Origin of the sequence: Kitasatospora sp. NPDC056273 (assembly GCF_042268845.1) — a bacterium.
Classification (GTDB): Bacteria; Actinomycetota; Actinomycetes; order Streptomycetales; family Streptomycetaceae; genus Kitasatospora.
The window spans coordinates 26,073-40,340 of sequence record NZ_JBHJSJ010000031.1 but is presented as its reverse complement, the minus strand read 5'-3'; the positions used below and the strand labels follow the sequence as shown (position 1 = coordinate 40,340).

General features: G+C 73.7%; 12 protein-coding genes. 4 read left to right on the top strand and 8 right to left on the bottom strand.

Annotated elements, in window-relative coordinates:
- Window positions 1-20: 20 nt before the first annotated feature.
- The 5 genes from rpsG to ACFCY1_RS25270 all read right to left on the bottom strand — a co-directional run bounded on the left by rpsG (window position 21) and on the right by ACFCY1_RS25270 (window position 5,318).
- The gene (gene rpsG / locus ACFCY1_RS25290) at window positions 21-491 is read right to left on the bottom strand and encodes a 30S ribosomal protein S7 (protein ID WP_030055803.1); all 471 of its coding nucleotides are present in this window, start codon (window positions 489-491) and stop codon (window positions 21-23) included.
- Window positions 492-493: 2 nt separating this feature from the next.
- A complete protein-coding gene (rpsL, locus tag ACFCY1_RS25285; protein ID WP_014144289.1) occupies window positions 494-865 on the bottom strand; it encodes a 30S ribosomal protein S12 in 372 nt (123 codons plus the stop codon).
- 377 nt (window positions 866-1,242) lie between these two features.
- Window positions 1,243-2,844: a DUF2142 domain-containing protein gene (locus ACFCY1_RS25280; RefSeq protein WP_049649029.1), complete on the bottom strand. Its 1,602-nt coding sequence runs from the start codon at window positions 2,842-2,844 to the stop codon at window positions 1,243-1,245.
- A 47-nt stretch (window positions 2,845-2,891) separates the two neighbouring features.
- The gene (locus tag ACFCY1_RS25275) at window positions 2,892-4,580 is read right to left on the bottom strand and encodes a hypothetical protein (RefSeq protein ID WP_375876153.1); all 1,689 of its coding nucleotides are present in this window, start codon (window positions 4,578-4,580) and stop codon (window positions 2,892-2,894) included.
- Window positions 4,581-4,766: 186 nt separating this feature from the next.
- Complete coding sequence (locus ACFCY1_RS25270; protein WP_375876152.1) at window positions 4,767-5,318, bottom strand: DUF1707 and DUF4190 domain-containing protein; 552 nt, start codon at window positions 5,316-5,318, stop codon at window positions 4,767-4,769.
- 259 nt (window positions 5,319-5,577) lie between these two features.
- Here ACFCY1_RS25270 and ACFCY1_RS25265 point away from each other — a divergent pair, with 259 nt between their 5' ends.
- From ACFCY1_RS25265 to ACFCY1_RS25250, 4 genes are all read left to right on the top strand, one after another.
- Window positions 5,578-6,399, top strand: a complete 822-nt coding sequence (locus ACFCY1_RS25265; protein ID WP_074003968.1) for an ABC transporter ATP-binding protein — start codon at window positions 5,578-5,580, stop codon at window positions 6,397-6,399.
- 11 nt (window positions 6,400-6,410) lie between these two features.
- Window positions 6,411-8,009, top strand: a complete 1,599-nt coding sequence (locus ACFCY1_RS25260) for a transporter (protein WP_375876151.1) — start codon at window positions 6,411-6,413, stop codon at window positions 8,007-8,009.
- Window positions 8,010-8,102: 93 nt separating this feature from the next.
- Window positions 8,103-9,374 (top strand): DUF2786 domain-containing protein, encoded by a 1,272-nt coding sequence (locus tag ACFCY1_RS25255; RefSeq protein ID WP_074003970.1) that lies wholly within the window; start codon window positions 8,103-8,105, stop codon window positions 9,372-9,374.
- Between the two features lie 113 nt (window positions 9,375-9,487).
- Window positions 9,488-10,600: an ADP-ribosylglycohydrolase family protein gene (locus ACFCY1_RS25250; protein WP_049660394.1), complete on the top strand. Its 1,113-nt coding sequence runs from the start codon at window positions 9,488-9,490 to the stop codon at window positions 10,598-10,600.
- 36 nt (window positions 10,601-10,636) lie between these two features.
- On the opposite strand, the gene ACFCY1_RS25245 is transcribed toward ACFCY1_RS25250, so the two are convergent.
- The 3 genes from ACFCY1_RS25245 to ACFCY1_RS25235 are packed head-to-tail and all read right to left on the bottom strand — an operon-like array spanning window position 10,637 to window position 14,237.
- A complete protein-coding gene (locus ACFCY1_RS25245; protein WP_375876150.1) occupies window positions 10,637-11,956 on the bottom strand; it encodes a serpin family protein in 1,320 nt (439 codons plus the stop codon).
- A gap of 47 nt (window positions 11,957-12,003) precedes the next feature.
- Window positions 12,004-13,026 carry an ADP-ribosylglycohydrolase family protein gene (locus tag ACFCY1_RS25240; RefSeq protein ID WP_375876167.1) on the bottom strand — a complete coding sequence of 341 codons (1,023 nt, stop codon included), beginning with the start codon at window positions 13,024-13,026 and terminating at the stop codon, window positions 12,004-12,006.
- Window positions 13,023-14,237: a cytochrome P450 gene (locus tag ACFCY1_RS25235; protein ID WP_375876149.1), complete on the bottom strand. Its 1,215-nt coding sequence runs from the start codon at window positions 14,235-14,237 to the stop codon at window positions 13,023-13,025. Before ACFCY1_RS25235 ends, ACFCY1_RS25240 begins: the two co-directional genes overlap by 4 nt.
- Window positions 14,238-14,268: the final 31 nt, after the last annotated feature.

The window sequence follows — 14,268 nt, the reverse complement described above, 5'->3', positions numbered from 1 at the left end:
GTCTAGTGACGGGGTACGGACTACCAGCGGTAGTGCGCGAAGGCCTTGTTGGACTCGGCCATCTTGTGGGTGTCCTCGCGACGCTTCACGGAAGCGCCCAGGCCGTTGCTGGCGTCGAGGATCTCGTTCATCAGGCGCTCGGTCATGGTCTTCTCGCGACGGGCGCGGGAGTACCCGACCATCCAGCGCAGCGCCAGGGTGCTGGCGCGGCCCGGACGGACCTCGACCGGAACCTGGTAGGTCGCGCCACCGACACGGCGGGACTTGACCTCGAGGGCCGGCTTGACGTTCTCCAGCGCGCGCTTCAGCGTCACGACGGGGTCCGAGCCGGTCTTCTCACGGACGCCCTCGAGGGCGCCGTAGACGATCCGCTCAGCGGTGGAACGCTTGCCGTGCAGCAGGATCTTGTTGACCAGCTGGGTGACGACCGGGGAGCCGTAAACCGGGTCGATGATGACCGGGCGCTTCGGGGCGGGGCCCTTACGAGGCATTCTTACTTCTCCTTCTTGGCGCCGTAGCGGCTGCGAGCCTGCTTGCGGTTCTTGACACCCTGGGTGTCAAGCGAACCGCGGATGATCTTGTAGCGGACACCAGGAAGGTCCTTCACACGACCACCGCGCACCAGCACGATGGAGTGCTCCTGCAGGTTGTGGCCCTCGCCCGGGATGTAAGCGGTGACCTCGATCCCGCTGGTGAGGCGCACACGGGCGACCTTGCGGAGAGCCGAGTTCGGCTTCTTCGGGGTGGTCGTGTACACACGCGTGCAGACCCCACGGCGCTGCGGGGAACCCTTCAGCGCGGGAGTCTTGTTCTTCTCGACCTTGTCCTGCCGGCCCTTTCGGACCAGCTGCTGGATCGTAGGCACCGTTTCTCCGTTTTCTGTGTGCCAAGGCTTGGTGGAACTAACCTGCGGTGTCTCCCCTCACACACGGCCCCGTGGTCGACCCACGCGGTCGGGTGTGTTGGGCTTGTTACGACACGGAATCCCATGGCTGCTGTACAGCGACGGCGCTCTACGCGCGGGACGCTGGGAAGCGCTCCGGCTCGGCGCGGCGACCGGTGTGCATGCACGCACAAGGACCCGGGGACACCCCAGGCACAAGGTCAGAGCGTACCTAGCGCATCGGGCTCGGTCAAAACAAATGCAACGCCGCAGGTCGCGGGGCCGGCACCGGAAGCGGCCCGGGAACCGGGCCGGGGCGGGGCTCCCTACCACAACCGGGCAGCCCCCGCACCGCGACCCTACGCCTCCGCGTGGGCCCCGGCGAGCCGGGGCGGATCCTGCGCGGCACCGCCGTCGGCCGCCCCGGCCGACTGCGGCAGCGGACGGTCCCGGTTGTCCGACACCGCCGCGAACAGCCCCAGCGCGAGCGCGGCCAGGGTGTACACGGCCAGCCACAGCATCCAGGTGCCGGGCGGGGACCAGTGCGCCGGGTTGATCAGCAGCGGGCCGGTGCTGCCGACCGTGTTGCGGCGCAGCGCCCAGAGGAAGGCCGCGGCGTTGACCAGGGACAGCGAGAAGCCGGAGATCACCAGCAGCCGGCGCCAGGCGAAGCCGCCCCAGGGCAGCCGCTCGTGGCAGATCGCGGCGCACAGGATCGGCAGCCCGACGGCGAACGGCAGCAGGTAGCGGCCCTGCCAGATCATGCCCAGCTGGCGCGCCTGCATGGCCTGAGCCGCTATCGGTATCACCACGATGCCGACCATCACGCCGACGATCGCCAGGGCGTCCCGGAACCGGGCATAGCACAGCGCGAACATCGCCAGGGCGAGCACCACCCCGCACCAGACCAGCAGCGTCGCGGCCGGCGCCTCGGCGTCCAGCCAGCCGAAGTAGCCGATCATCTGCTTCATGTACAGCAGGCCGAAGTCGAAGGTCTTCCGGGCCGCGGCCAGCGGGGTGAGGTCGCTCGGGGTGTTGATGATCGAGTTGTCCGGGTGGCTCGACGACCAGGCCAGGGCCGCGACGGCGGACGCGGCGCCCAGACCGCCCCAGAGCCAGGTCACCTTGCGGCGGACCACTTCCCGCACCGCGCCCTTCTGGCTCAGCAGCAGCGCGAAGAACAGGGCCCCGGCGAACCAGATCATGCCCAGCGGGCGGATGCTGATCAGCACCAGCGCGCCGATGCCCAGCCGGGCCAGCCGGCGGTTCAGCAGGTGCGGGTCCGGGTTCATCAGCATCGGCAGCCCGGCGCTCCAGACCAGGATGCCCGCCGCGATCTCCGGACCGCTCGGGTTGACCATGCCGAACAGGAACAGCGCCATCGGCGTGGCCGCGGTGACCGTGCCCAGCAGGGTGAAGGACCGCCGCCGCCACTCGGCCGCCGAGACCACCGCGCTCGCCACCAGGGCGGAGCAGATCAGCGCCGACATCAGGCGCATCAGGTAGAAGCCCTTCGCCCCCGGGACCAGGAGGCTGGGCCAGCCCACCGCGAAGTAGTACGCCGGGTGGTAGCGGCCGGCCGCGGTGGTCACCAGGGCCTCGCCCGGCCGGTCGATGAGCCGCGGCGCGCAGGAGGCCGGGGTCTCGGGCTTGAAGACGTAGCAGGAGTTGACGTCCTTGAGCTCCTGGTAGATCCGCGGGAGCTCGACCCCGGTCTCGGCGAACTGGCCCTCGATGCCGCCCACCAGGTGCGGGACCATGACCTCGCGGCCCTCGACCTGCCCCCGGGCGACGGCCGCGGCCCGGATGAGGTGGGCGTGCTCGTCCGGCGAGGCGCCGATCGGGGTGGCGATCGACCAGGACGCACTCAGGGCGAACAGGATCGCGAAAGCCACTGCCCACAGACGCCTCGGCGAGGAGACGAGCCGGTCGGCGAGGCTCTTGACGGCGGTGATCATCATCAGGATTGGGCCTTCGGGGTCAGTTCGGGCTCATGGGCGGGAACTGGTTACTTGATCATGCTGAGCCATGACTGGTCACCGGTCTTGGAGCAGTGCCCACCCGGCGCGAACTTCGGGCAGGTGCCGTCGAGGTTCTGCACGGTGTGCGACACCCACGGCAGGATGCGGTAGGTGTTCTCCTTGGCCGGCAGGTAGCGGTCCGACATCGACGACGAGACCGTACCGAACAGGAAGAGGAGAGCGAACAGCGTACCGACGACGGCCGCCTGCGGGCCCGGCAGGGGCGTTCCGGCGAGTCCCCCGGTCCCGGCGGCCTCCCCGGTCCCGTCGGCCCCCTCGACCCGGCGGCGCTCGGCCAGTCGGAGCGACACCAGGTGGACCAGCAGGGCGCACAGCAGCAGGCCGCAGTACAGCAGCTGGTTGTTGGTCCGGGTGTAGAGCTGGACCGTCTGCGTCTCGTACATGTGCGAGGCGATGTACATCCGCATCACCCAGGCGCTCGCGAACATGCAGCTGATGGTGACGACCACCGGCTTGCGGATGCCCAGCCAGAGGGCGGCGCCCAGTGCGACGAACATCACCACGGCGAACAGGTCCATGCCGCCGAACTCGCCGGGGATCGGCCAGTCCCCCACCTTGCCCGGCATGTCCGTGCGCCACATCAGGAAGTACGCCGGGTCGGTGAAGTTGTCGAAGCGGAAGTTGGGGTCCTTGGTGTCCTGGCCGTCGGTCAGCATGGTCACCAGGTAGCTGCCGCAGACCAGCAGGAACGCGCCCACGGTGGCGGCCAGGTAGACCAGGCCCTTGAGCCGGCTGTCACGCCAGGGGAAGTACGCCAGCGCCGCGACCACCACGCCGATGGCGCTCCACAGGAACCATCCGGAGTAGGTGAGGAACAGCAGGCCCAGCAGCGCGCCGAAGCCGACCGCCTTCAGCAGCAGCAGCCGCCAGCCGTCCGTCCCGCTCCGGCGCAGGTGCACCACCACGGCGACCAGGACGGGCACCAGGACGACCAGCACGGTCTGGCTGTACGGCTTGTAGGCGTCGATCAGGGCGAAGGCCGGCAGCACGCCGAAGGCGAGCGCCCGGACCGGGCTGAGCAGCATCCGCCACGACAGGTAGACCAGCGGGCCGAACGCGGCGGCGCCGAGGATCTGCAGGTCCTTGAAGGCGTACGCGGTGTTGCCGCCGCGGAACCACTCGGCGTAGTAGCCCAGGGTGTAGAGCGGCGCCGGCGGGTAGACCGCCGAGCCCGAGGGCTGGCCGTTCGCCAGGGCGTGGGCCCACTCGACGATGCGCCCGCTGTCGCCGTTCAGGCCGAACATCGGCCAGGGCGTGCCGAGCAGCGCCATCACCGCGCCGGCCGCCACGAAGCCGCTGGCGAGGCCCGCGATGGCGGCCGCGGAGAACCGGGCCACCAGGCCGAAGTGCCGGCCCGAGCGGAAGCGCATCGCGAGCACGACCGCGCCGAGCAGGAGGAAGCCGATGACCGCGAACCGCAGCTGCAGCGCGGCGAGACCGCTCACCTGGGCGATCCGGTCCAGCGGGTCCATGTGGAACTTGCTCGCCATCACGGGGAGCACCAGGGCGGCCAGGAAGGCGATCAGGGCCTCACCCGCGAGCAGTGCCGGGGCCGACGTCCAGAGCCGAGCCGCGGAGCGGCGCGCGGATCCCGGGATCAGCGGACGCCCTCCGATCGGCGGGATCCTGGAGGCCTCTTGGGCACTGACTGTCACTGGTAACGGTCCTCAGCTCGTGGTCGCTCGCTCGGCCCGCCCCACCCTTCGGCGTCGGCCGGTGACGGAGACCGTACTGCTTCCGGGCGCACGGCGGCAGCCCCGGGCATCATAGGTCCTACGCCTGAGGAAGACCCCATCGGGAAGATGGACGAACCGCCCCCGGGCCGCCCGGGCGGGCCCGCCTCAGGCGATGCCGATCAGGATCATCAGGGTCCAGAACGCGCAGCCCAAGTAGCCGATGACCAGGCCGAGGACGGCCGCCCAGTCGCCGTCCATGTTGCGGCGGCGGATCTCCGCGCGGGCGATGTGGCCGGTGACCACGGCGGGGGCGGAGAGGCCGACCAGGCCGGCCACCAGGGAGACCACGGCGAGCACGTTGGTCTGGCGGGCCTGGGGCGGCGGCGGGACCGGCATGAAGGTGGCCGGAACGGGCGTGGCCGCGGTGGGCGGCGGCGCCGTCATCGGCCCCGAGGGCAGGTCGGCCACCAGCACGGCCAGCTGGCCGTAGGTCTGCGCGGCGGCCACCGCCTCGTGGCGCTGCTCGTACTCCTGGACGGTGAGCCGCCCCTCGGCGAACGCGGCCTTGAGCACGTCCAGCGTGCGGTCCCGGTCCGCGTGGCCCGCCCGCATCGCGGCCTGCGACGCCACCGCGGGCGCGGGCGCCGGCTGCCAGCCACCCGCCGGCCTGCCGGGCGGATAGCCGGAACCAGGCTCGCCCCATGGTTGTACGGACATCCGCCACCTCCCGGTAGCGCGGCACCCCCGCGCACGTCACTGCTCCCTCATAGTGCAGGACGAACAGCCGAACTGAGTAGTTGCCAAATCGGCCCAGTAGTCGCCCGGACGAGGAAAACGGGCGGCGTGCCTCACCCGTTCGGCGGACACTCTCAGGGGATGCTCAACTCGGGCGACAGCCGGTCCGCACGGTGACAGGCTGAGCCCGGAGAGACCCGCACCACGACGACGTCCACCACCACGAGCAGAGAAGGCCGCCATGCAGGCGTCAGCGCCGCCGTCCCCCGACCTCTCCGGGCCGGGAACCCCGTCCGCCGTCAGCATCCAGGGGCTCTGGAAGCACTTCGGCCCCCAGGCCGCGGTGGCCGGGCTGAGCCTGGAGCTGCCGGCCGGGGCGTTCATCGGCCTGGTCGGGCCGAACGGTGCCGGCAAGACCACCACGCTGTCGATGGTCACCGGGCTGCTCCGGCCCGACCAGGGCACCGTCCTGGTGCACGGCGCCGACGTGTGGGCGGACCCGGTCACGGTCAAGGCCCGGATCGGCATCCTGCCCGAGGGCCTGCGGATGTTCGAGCGGCTCAGCGGGCGCGAGCTGCTCCAGTACACCGGGCGGCTGCGCGGCCTGCCCGGCGCCGAGGTGGACCGGCGGGCCGAGGAGCTGCTGGCCGTCCTGGACCTCGGCCGGGACGCCGACAAGCTGGTCGCCGACTACTCCACCGGCATGCGCAAGAAGATCGGCCTGGCCGCCGCGCTGCTGCACAACCCGGACGTGCTGTTCCTGGACGAGCCCTTCGAGGGCGTCGACCCGGTCTCCGCCCAGACCATCCGCGGCGTGCTCAAGCGGTACGCCGCGGCCGGCTCCACGGTGATCTTCTCCAGCCACGTGATGGAACTGGTCGAGCAGCTCTGCGACTGGGTCGCGGTGGTCAACGCCGGCCAGGTGATAGCCCAGGGGCCGCTGGACTCCGTCCGGGGCGGGCGCAGCCTGCACGAGGCCTTCCTGGAGCTGATCGGCGTCCGCGAGGACGACGGGCAGGCGCTCGGCTGGCTCGGCGGCGGGCAGGCCGGGGGCACCCTGTGAACAATGCCCCGGTGCCCGACGGGCGGACGGTGGTCCGTGCCCTGGTGGCGCTCAAGCTACGGCTGCTGCGCAACGGGCTGCGGCGCAGCCCCGGCCGGACCACCGTCTACGTGATCGGCGGCGTCGCGGGCCTGGCCCTCGCGGCCGGTGTCGCCGTCGCCATGACCGCGCTGAACGGGCGCTACGCGGGCTCCGGGGACGCCGGGGTGATGCTGCTCGGCGTGCTGACCCTGAGCTGGGCCGCGCTGCCGCTGTTCCTCTTCTCCAGCGACGAGAGCGCCGACCCGACCCGGCTGACCATGCTGCCGCTGCGCCCCGGCCCGCTGCTGCGCGGCACCCTGCTGGCCGCGCTGATCGGACCGGGGCCGCTGGTCAGCCTGGTGCTGGTGACCGCCGCGGTGCTGGCCGGCGCGACCGGCGGCGCCTCGGCCGCGGTCGCGGTGCTCGGCGTGCCGCTCGCGCTGCTCTGCCTGGTCACGCTCTCCCGGGCGGTCGCGGCGGGCAACGCCCGGATGCTCTCCAGCCGGCGCGGCAAGGACTTCGCGATCTTCGGCGGCCTGGCCTTCGCCCTCCTGGTGCAGGTCGCCAACGTCGGCTCGCAGAGCATCCTCGGCCGCCGGGGCGGGCCGATCGACCTCAGCCCGCTCAAGCCGATCGCCTCCGTGCTGCGCTGGATCCCGCCGATCAGCGCGGCGGACGCGCCGCGCACCGCCGGCGAGGGCCGGTACGGGCTGGCGCTGCTCCAGCTCGCCGCGGCCGCCGCGCTGCTGGCGCTGCTGCTGCGCTGGTGGCGGCGGAGCCTGCAGGAGCTGATGGTGACCGCCGACTCCTCCACCCTGGAGGTCGCCCGCGGGGTGCAGGACTCGCGCGGCTGGCGGTTCCTGCCCCAGGGCCGGACCGGCGCGGTGATGCAGCGGCACCTGCGGTACGCCTGGCGCGAGCCGCGGGCCAAGGCGGCGCTGTTCACCAGCATCGGGATGACGCTGGTGATCTGCGTGCTGTCGATGGTCCAGGGCTGGGCGAGCGTCTACCTGCTGGCGATGACCGGGGTGTTCCTCGGGCTGCAGATGCTCAACCTGTTCGGTATGGACGGCTCGGCGTTCTGGATGGTCGCCGCCACCCTGCGCACCCCGGCCGACGCCCGCTCCGAGCTGCGCGGCCGGGCGTACGCGGTGCTGTCGTACGCCGTCCCCGTGACGCTGCTGCTCGGGCTGGTCCTGGCGGCCGTCACCGGCCGGTGGAGCGAGCTGCCGTCCGCGCTCGGCCTGGCGCTGACGCTGCTCGGCTGCGGGATCGCGCTGGGCGCGATGTTCAGCGTCCTGGCGCCGTACACCATGCCGGCCGACAGCAACCCGATGCGCAACGCCGCCCCGGGCCAGGGCGGGCTGATCCTGCTCAACCAGTTCGGCTCGATGCTCGGCGTCGCCCTGCTGGCGCTGCCGGTCGGCGGCTACCTCGCCTGGGCCCTGGTCTCCGACGGCCCGAGCTGGCCGGTGCTGCTGGTCGGCCCGCTGTACGGCGCCCTGGTCGCGGCCCTCGGCGTCCGCCTCGCGGCGGCCCGCCTGCTGGACCGCACCCCGGAGATCCTCGCCAAGGCCGTCGAGCGCTGAGCCGCTCTCCCGTCGGTCCCCGCCGCCGCTCCGGCATCATGGGCAGGAGGAGCCGGGCCGTCGTGGCACCGTCGAGGAGAGCAGGGACACACCGTGGGCGAGCGCGCGCAGCAGGCCGGGACCGCCGGACCGCTGCTGGAGCAGGCGGTGCGGTCGGTGGTGACGGCGCCGGAGGAGGCGCTGGACCTCGCCCTGGACACCGGGGCCTCGCTGCTGGCCGCCTCGGCCGGGCAGTGGCCGGAGGTCGGCCGGGCGCTGCTCGGGTACGCGGACACGGCCGTCGGCCGCTGCTGGTCCGCCGGGTGGCGGCCGGCCGACCTGGCCCGGGTGGTGCGGCGCGAGCTGAAGCCCGTCCACCTGGCCCTCGCGGTGGACCTGATCGCCGCCGAGGGCCGCCGCCACCCCGCGGCCGCCCTGGACCGGCGCTGGCTGGAGCAGCTGCGCGAGCTGGAGGCCGAGGTGTGGTGGTCCGGCGACGACGAGTACCTCGGCGCCTTCGCCGACCGGCACCGGCTGGACCGCTTCGCGCTCGCCACCGCCGCCCTGGAGCTGCTGCGCACCTGGGGCCGGCTGCCGCCGATCGCCCCGGTGGGGCCCGCCCCCGGGCAGGCGGTGCGGCCGCAGCACGCGGGGCCGGTGAGCGGCGAGCCGCGGATGCTGGCGCGGATCCGGGCGCTGCTGGCCAAGGCCGAGTCCACCGAGTACCCGGAGGAGGCCGAGGCGCTGACCGCCAAGGCCCAGCAGCTGATGGCCCAGCACAGCATCGACGACGCGCTGCTGGCCGCGTCCGGTGCCGACCGCGACACCCCGGCGGCGCTGCGGATCGGGGTGGACAACCCGTACGAGGGCCCCAAGACGATGCTGCTGGACGCGGTCGCGGCGGCCAACCGGTGCCGGGTGGTGTGGGCGAAGGAGTTCGGTTTCTGCACCGTGGTCGGCTTCGACGGGGACCTGGACGGCGTCGAGCTGCTCTACACCTCGCTGCTGGTGCAGGCCACCCACGCGCTCAACAAGGCGGGCTCCCGCAAGGACTCGCGCAGCAAGGCGTTCCGGCAGTCCTTCCTGGTCGCGTACGCGGCGCGGATCCGCGAGCGGCTGACCGCCGCGACCGAGCGCGCCACCAGCGCCGCCGCGGCCGGACGGCACCTGCGCGAGGACGGCACCGAGGAGCAGCTGCTGCCCGACGCGCGGCTGCTGCCCGCGCTCGCCGCCCGCTCCGAGGCGGTGGACCAGGAGATCGGCCGGCTGTTCCCGAAGCTGGTCTCGCAGCGGGTGCGGGTCAGCGACGGCGTGGGCTGGGCGGCCGGACGCGCCGCCGCCGACCGGGCCGCGCTGCACGGGCGCGCCGGGGCGATCCGCCGGTAGGCGGTCACACCCCGGCGGTCCCCCGGCCGACCCGCGCAAGATCCACAGGAGTCGCCCCGCCTCCCGGGGGACCTGATAGAACGTAGTCCGCCACGAACAAAGGGGGGCTCGACGTGACGGAACCGGCGGCGGAGTCGGGGTACCGGGACCGGGTGCGCGGAACGCTGCTCGGCGGAGCGATCGGCGACGCGCTGGGCTGGCCGGTGGAGTTCCAGCAGCTCCACCAGATCCAGGACCGGTACGGGCCGCAGGGCGTGACCACACTGCCGGCCGGGTCCGGGCCGGTCGAGGTCACCGACGACACCCAGATGACGCTGTTCACCGCCGAGGGCCTGATCCGCGGCTTCGTCCGCGGCTGGACGGGCGGCGGCGGCTCGGTGCCGGAGGCCGTGCACGGCGCCTACCGGCGCTGGCTGCGCACCCAGTTCCAGGACGCGCCGGACACCGGGCCGCAGCCCCGCCCGTACGACGGCTGGCTGCTGAGCCGGCCCTTCCTGTACGCGCGGCGGGCGCCGGGCAACGCCTGCCTGAGCGGGGTGTCCGAGCACCCGGTGTTCGAGGCGCCGTCCGCGATCGGGCTGACCGGGCCGATCAACCCGGGTTCCAAGGGCTGCGGCACGGTGATGCGCTCGGCGCCGTTCGGGCTGGCCCGGCTGGGCGTCGAGCAGTCCTTCGGGCTGGCGGTGCAGTGCGCCCAGCTCACCCACGGCCACCCGACCGGCTACCTCGCGGCGGGCGCCTTCGCGGCGCTGGTCGAGCGGCTCGCCCACGGCACCGAGCCGTGGGCGGCGGTCGGCGAGACGGTGGAGCAGATCCGCGAGCTGCCGAGCTCCAAGGAGACCGTCCAGGCGCTGGCCCGGGCGGTGCGGCTGGCCCAGGAGGCCGAGCCCGCGGCGGAGACGGTGGAGCGGGTCGGGCTCGGCTGGATCGCCGAGGAGTGCCTGGCCATCGCCGTGTACTCGCTGCTGGCGGCCACCCTGGACCCCGACCCGGTGCGCACCGCGCTGCTGCTGTCGGTGAACCACTCCGGGGACAGCGACTCGACCGGCGCGGTCTGCGGCAACCTGGTCGGGGCGGCGTACGGCGCCGCGGCGCTGCCCGCCGAGTGGGCCGGGGCGGTCGAGGGCCGGGCGGAGCTGCGGCAGGTCGCGGACGACCTGCTGGTGCTGTTCGGCAGCCGCGACCCCCGGCACCCGGCGCTCGGCGGGCGCTACCCGGCCTGGTGAGCCCGGGGCCCCTCGGAGGCCGCCCCGGCCCGTCGGCTACTTCGCCAGCGGGTCGGTGACCTGGCCGAGGAACAGCGGCGCCCCGCCCCGGGCGTCCCGGATCAGGAACAGGAACGGCCGGTCCAGGTACAGCTGGACCGGCCGGTCGGCGTTCGGCGCCGCCGCCGCCTCGACCCCGGCACCGCTGCCGGCCGCCGCGACCGTCCCCTCCTCGTCGACCTCGACGGTGGCCTTCTGCACCACCGTTCCGACGACCAGCGGCTCCTTGGCGATGCCGGTGAGATCGGCCTTGTCGAAGGCCGAGGAGACGCCGAGCGAGCGCAGCGCGGGGGTGAGCTCCTTCGAGGTGCCGAAGCGGAAGCGCGGCAGCCGGAGGTCGACCGGCCGCTCGGCGAGGGCGCCGAGGACGCGGTCGAGCTGGGGCTGGTCCAGGCCCTTGGCGAAGGCGGCGAAGCCTCCCTGCGCGGGGACGATCAGGTCCATCACCAGTGCGCCGTCCGCGTACGGCAGCTCGACGGCCTGCCAGGGCTCGCCGAGGATCCCGCCGGAGCCGTCGGCGTACTTGAACTCCCCGGTCTGCGCCATCGTGGGGACGGCCGGGGTGGAGCCGTCGAGCTTGTGGAACGGGCGGTCGGCGGTGTGCGAGGGCTTGAAGGCGGCGGCCCACCGGGCCTTCAGGTAGAGCGCGTCGGTGAGCACCAGCCGGGTGCTCGGGGTGATCGCGTCCCGGCCGAACAGGTCCTTGATCCGGCCGTCGGTGGCCTTCTCCACGGCCGCGTTGACGGTCTTGCGGGCCCCGTCCGGGTCCTTGGCGAAGTCGGCCTGGTGCACGCCGGTGTCGAAGGCGGCGGCCAGGTCGGCCAGGTAGCCCGGCTCGACGGCCAGGCCCTGCTGCGTCCAGAGGTCGTCGCTGCGGCGCAGGGTGAGCCGGTCGGTGGCCGGGACCGGCCGGTTCAGCGCGCCGGTGGCGAGCGCGTACTGCAGCGGGTCGAGCTCGGTGTGCAGGGCCTTGGCCAGTTCCCCGGCGGTGGCGCCGCGGGCGCCGGGCAGCAGCATCGCGAGCAGGGTGGCCAGGCCGGACGGCGAGACCACGAGGTTGCCGCCGGCGGCGTCCGGCTGGGCGGTCAGGGCGTGCAGGAGGTCGAGGCCGAAGGCGTCGGTGGCGGCCGCGGTGGCGGCCACCCGCGCCGGGTCGACGGCCGGGCGGCTCGCGGGCGCGGCCGCCCGGAGCTCCACGGGCGCGGCGGCTCCGGTGCCGCCGCAGCCGGCGAGCAGCGGCGTGGCGAGCGCGGCGGCGAGGAGCAGCGCCGCCGGGCGGCGGAGGATGCGACGGGTTCCGGTGCTGCGGTTCGTCATGGCCCTTCGACGCGCCGCCCCCGGATCGGGTTCCGGCCCGTACGGCGTCAGTCCCAGAGCGCCCCGAGCTCCAGCAGTTCGTCCCGGTGCTCGATCCGCTCCACCCAGTCGGCCGGCCAGGCCGCCTCGCCGTGGTGGGCGCCCGCGAAGGCGCCGGCCAGGCAGGCGAGGGAGTCGGAGTCGCCGCTGGAGTAGGCGGCCCGGCGGACGGCGGCGACCGGGTCGTCGGGCAGCAGCAGGAAGCAGAGCAGGCCGGTGCCGAAGGCCTCCTCGGCGACCCAGCCCTCGCCGGTGGCCAGGCAGGGGTCGGCCTCGACGTCGGGGGCGGCGAGGGCGGCCTCCAGCTGGTCGAGCACCGTGAGGCAGTCGTCCCAGCCACGGGCGATGACGGCCTGCGGGGAGCTGCCGTACCAGCGGTCGGCGAGGTCGCCGAGCCAGAACTCGTCGTAGCGCTCGCGGCTCGCCAGCGCGTACGCCCGCAGCACCGCCGGCAGCCCGGCGGGCGGGACGCCCTCGGCCAGCTTGCGGACGGCGTACGCGGTGAGGTCGCCGGCGGCGAGCGCGGTCGGGTGGCCGTGGGTGAGCGCGGACTGCAGCTGGGCGGCGCCGGAGAGCTGCCGGGCGTCCAGTTCGCGGATCAGCCCGATCGGGGCGACCCGCATGTTGGCGCCGCAGCCCTTGGATCCGACGTCGCTGGCCTGCTGCCAGCGGTACTCGTCGTGGCTGAGCCGCTCGCAGGCGCGCAGGCAGGTCATGCCGGGGGCCCGGTTGTTCTGCGGGGAGCGCCACCAGTCGACGAACTCCTCGCGGACGGGCCGCACCAGCCGGAGGGGGGTGAGCGGCCCGCGCGCCAGGGCGGTGCGCAGGCCGCGGCCGAGGGCGAGGGTCATCTGGGTGTCGTCGGTGACCAATGCCCGCTGCGGCAACGGGAGCTGCCGCCAGTCCGGGTGGTCGGCAGCGATCACCTCGACGCTCTTGAACTCGGTCGGCCGACCGATCGCGTCCCCGATCGCCAGCCCCAGCAGCGCCCCTGTTGCCTTGCCCACGGCCCTCTCCCCCTCAGTCGTCAGACCTCGACCAGCAGCTCCTTGAGCCCCCGGATCACGTAGCCCGGGTTCCACTCGGGCTCGCGGACCAGCCGCAGGCCCGGCGCCCGGCGCAGCAGGGTGCCGTAGGACTCGGTGAGCTCCAGTCTGGCAAGCGGGGCGCCGAGACAGAAGTGGATTCCGGCACCGAAGGTGATGTGCGGGTTGTCGGTGCGGCCGAGGTCGAGGCGGTCCGGGTCGGCGAAGCGCTCGGGGTCGCGGTTGGCGGAGCCGAAGAGCAGGGCGATCTCGGCGCCGCGCGGGACGGTGACGCCGCGGACCTCGATGTCCTCCAGGACCCAGCGCTCGAACATCTGCAGCGGGGTGTCCCAGCGCATCAGTTCCTCGACGGCGGTGGGCAGCAGTTCGTCCACCGAGCCGCGCAGCCGGGCGAGCTCCCCGGGGTTGCGGAACAGCGCCCACCAGCCGTTGCCGGTGGTGTTGACGGTCGCCTCGTGGCCGGCGTTGAGCAGCAGCACGCAGGTGGAGATCATCTCCTGCTCGCTGAGCGCGTCGGAGCCCTCCTGGGCCTGGATCAGCGCGCTGATCAGGTCCGTGCCCGGGGCCGCCCGGCGCTCGCGGATCAGGGTGCGCAGGTAGTCGGAGAACTCGGTGCTGGCGGTGACGGCCCGGCGGGCGGCCTCCTCGCCGGGGTTGAGCTCGAACATCCCGGTGATGTCGGCGGACCACGGCCGCAGCAGGTGCCGGTCGCCCTCCGGCACGCCGAGCATCTCGGCGATCACGGCGACCGGCAGCGGCTCGGCGACGGTGGCGATCAGGTCGCCGCCGCCGGCCGCGAGCAGCTCGTCGACCAGCTCGCCGGCCAGCCGCCGCACGGTGGGGCGCAGGCCCTCGACCATGCGCGGGGTGAAGGCCTTGGAGACCAGCCGGCGGATCCGGGTGTGGTCGGGGGCCTCCAGGTCCAGCAGCCCGTTGTCGTTGAGGGTGTGGAAGGGCTCGTGCGCCGGGTCGGGCTCGGGGCGGCCGAACTCCGCGTGGCTGAAGCGGTGGGTGTAGGTGCGGCCCAGCCGGCGGTCGCGCAGCAGGGCGCTGACGTCCTCGTGGCGGGAGACGAGCCACTGGTTCGTCGGCTCGAAGTACGTCACCGGCGCGTGCTCGCGCAGCTCGGCGTACGCGTCGTACGGGTGGGCCACGAACGCCGCCGACCAGGGGTCGAACTTCGCCGTCGTCGTCATCGGTCGATCACTCCAGGCCAGAGGGGGGAAG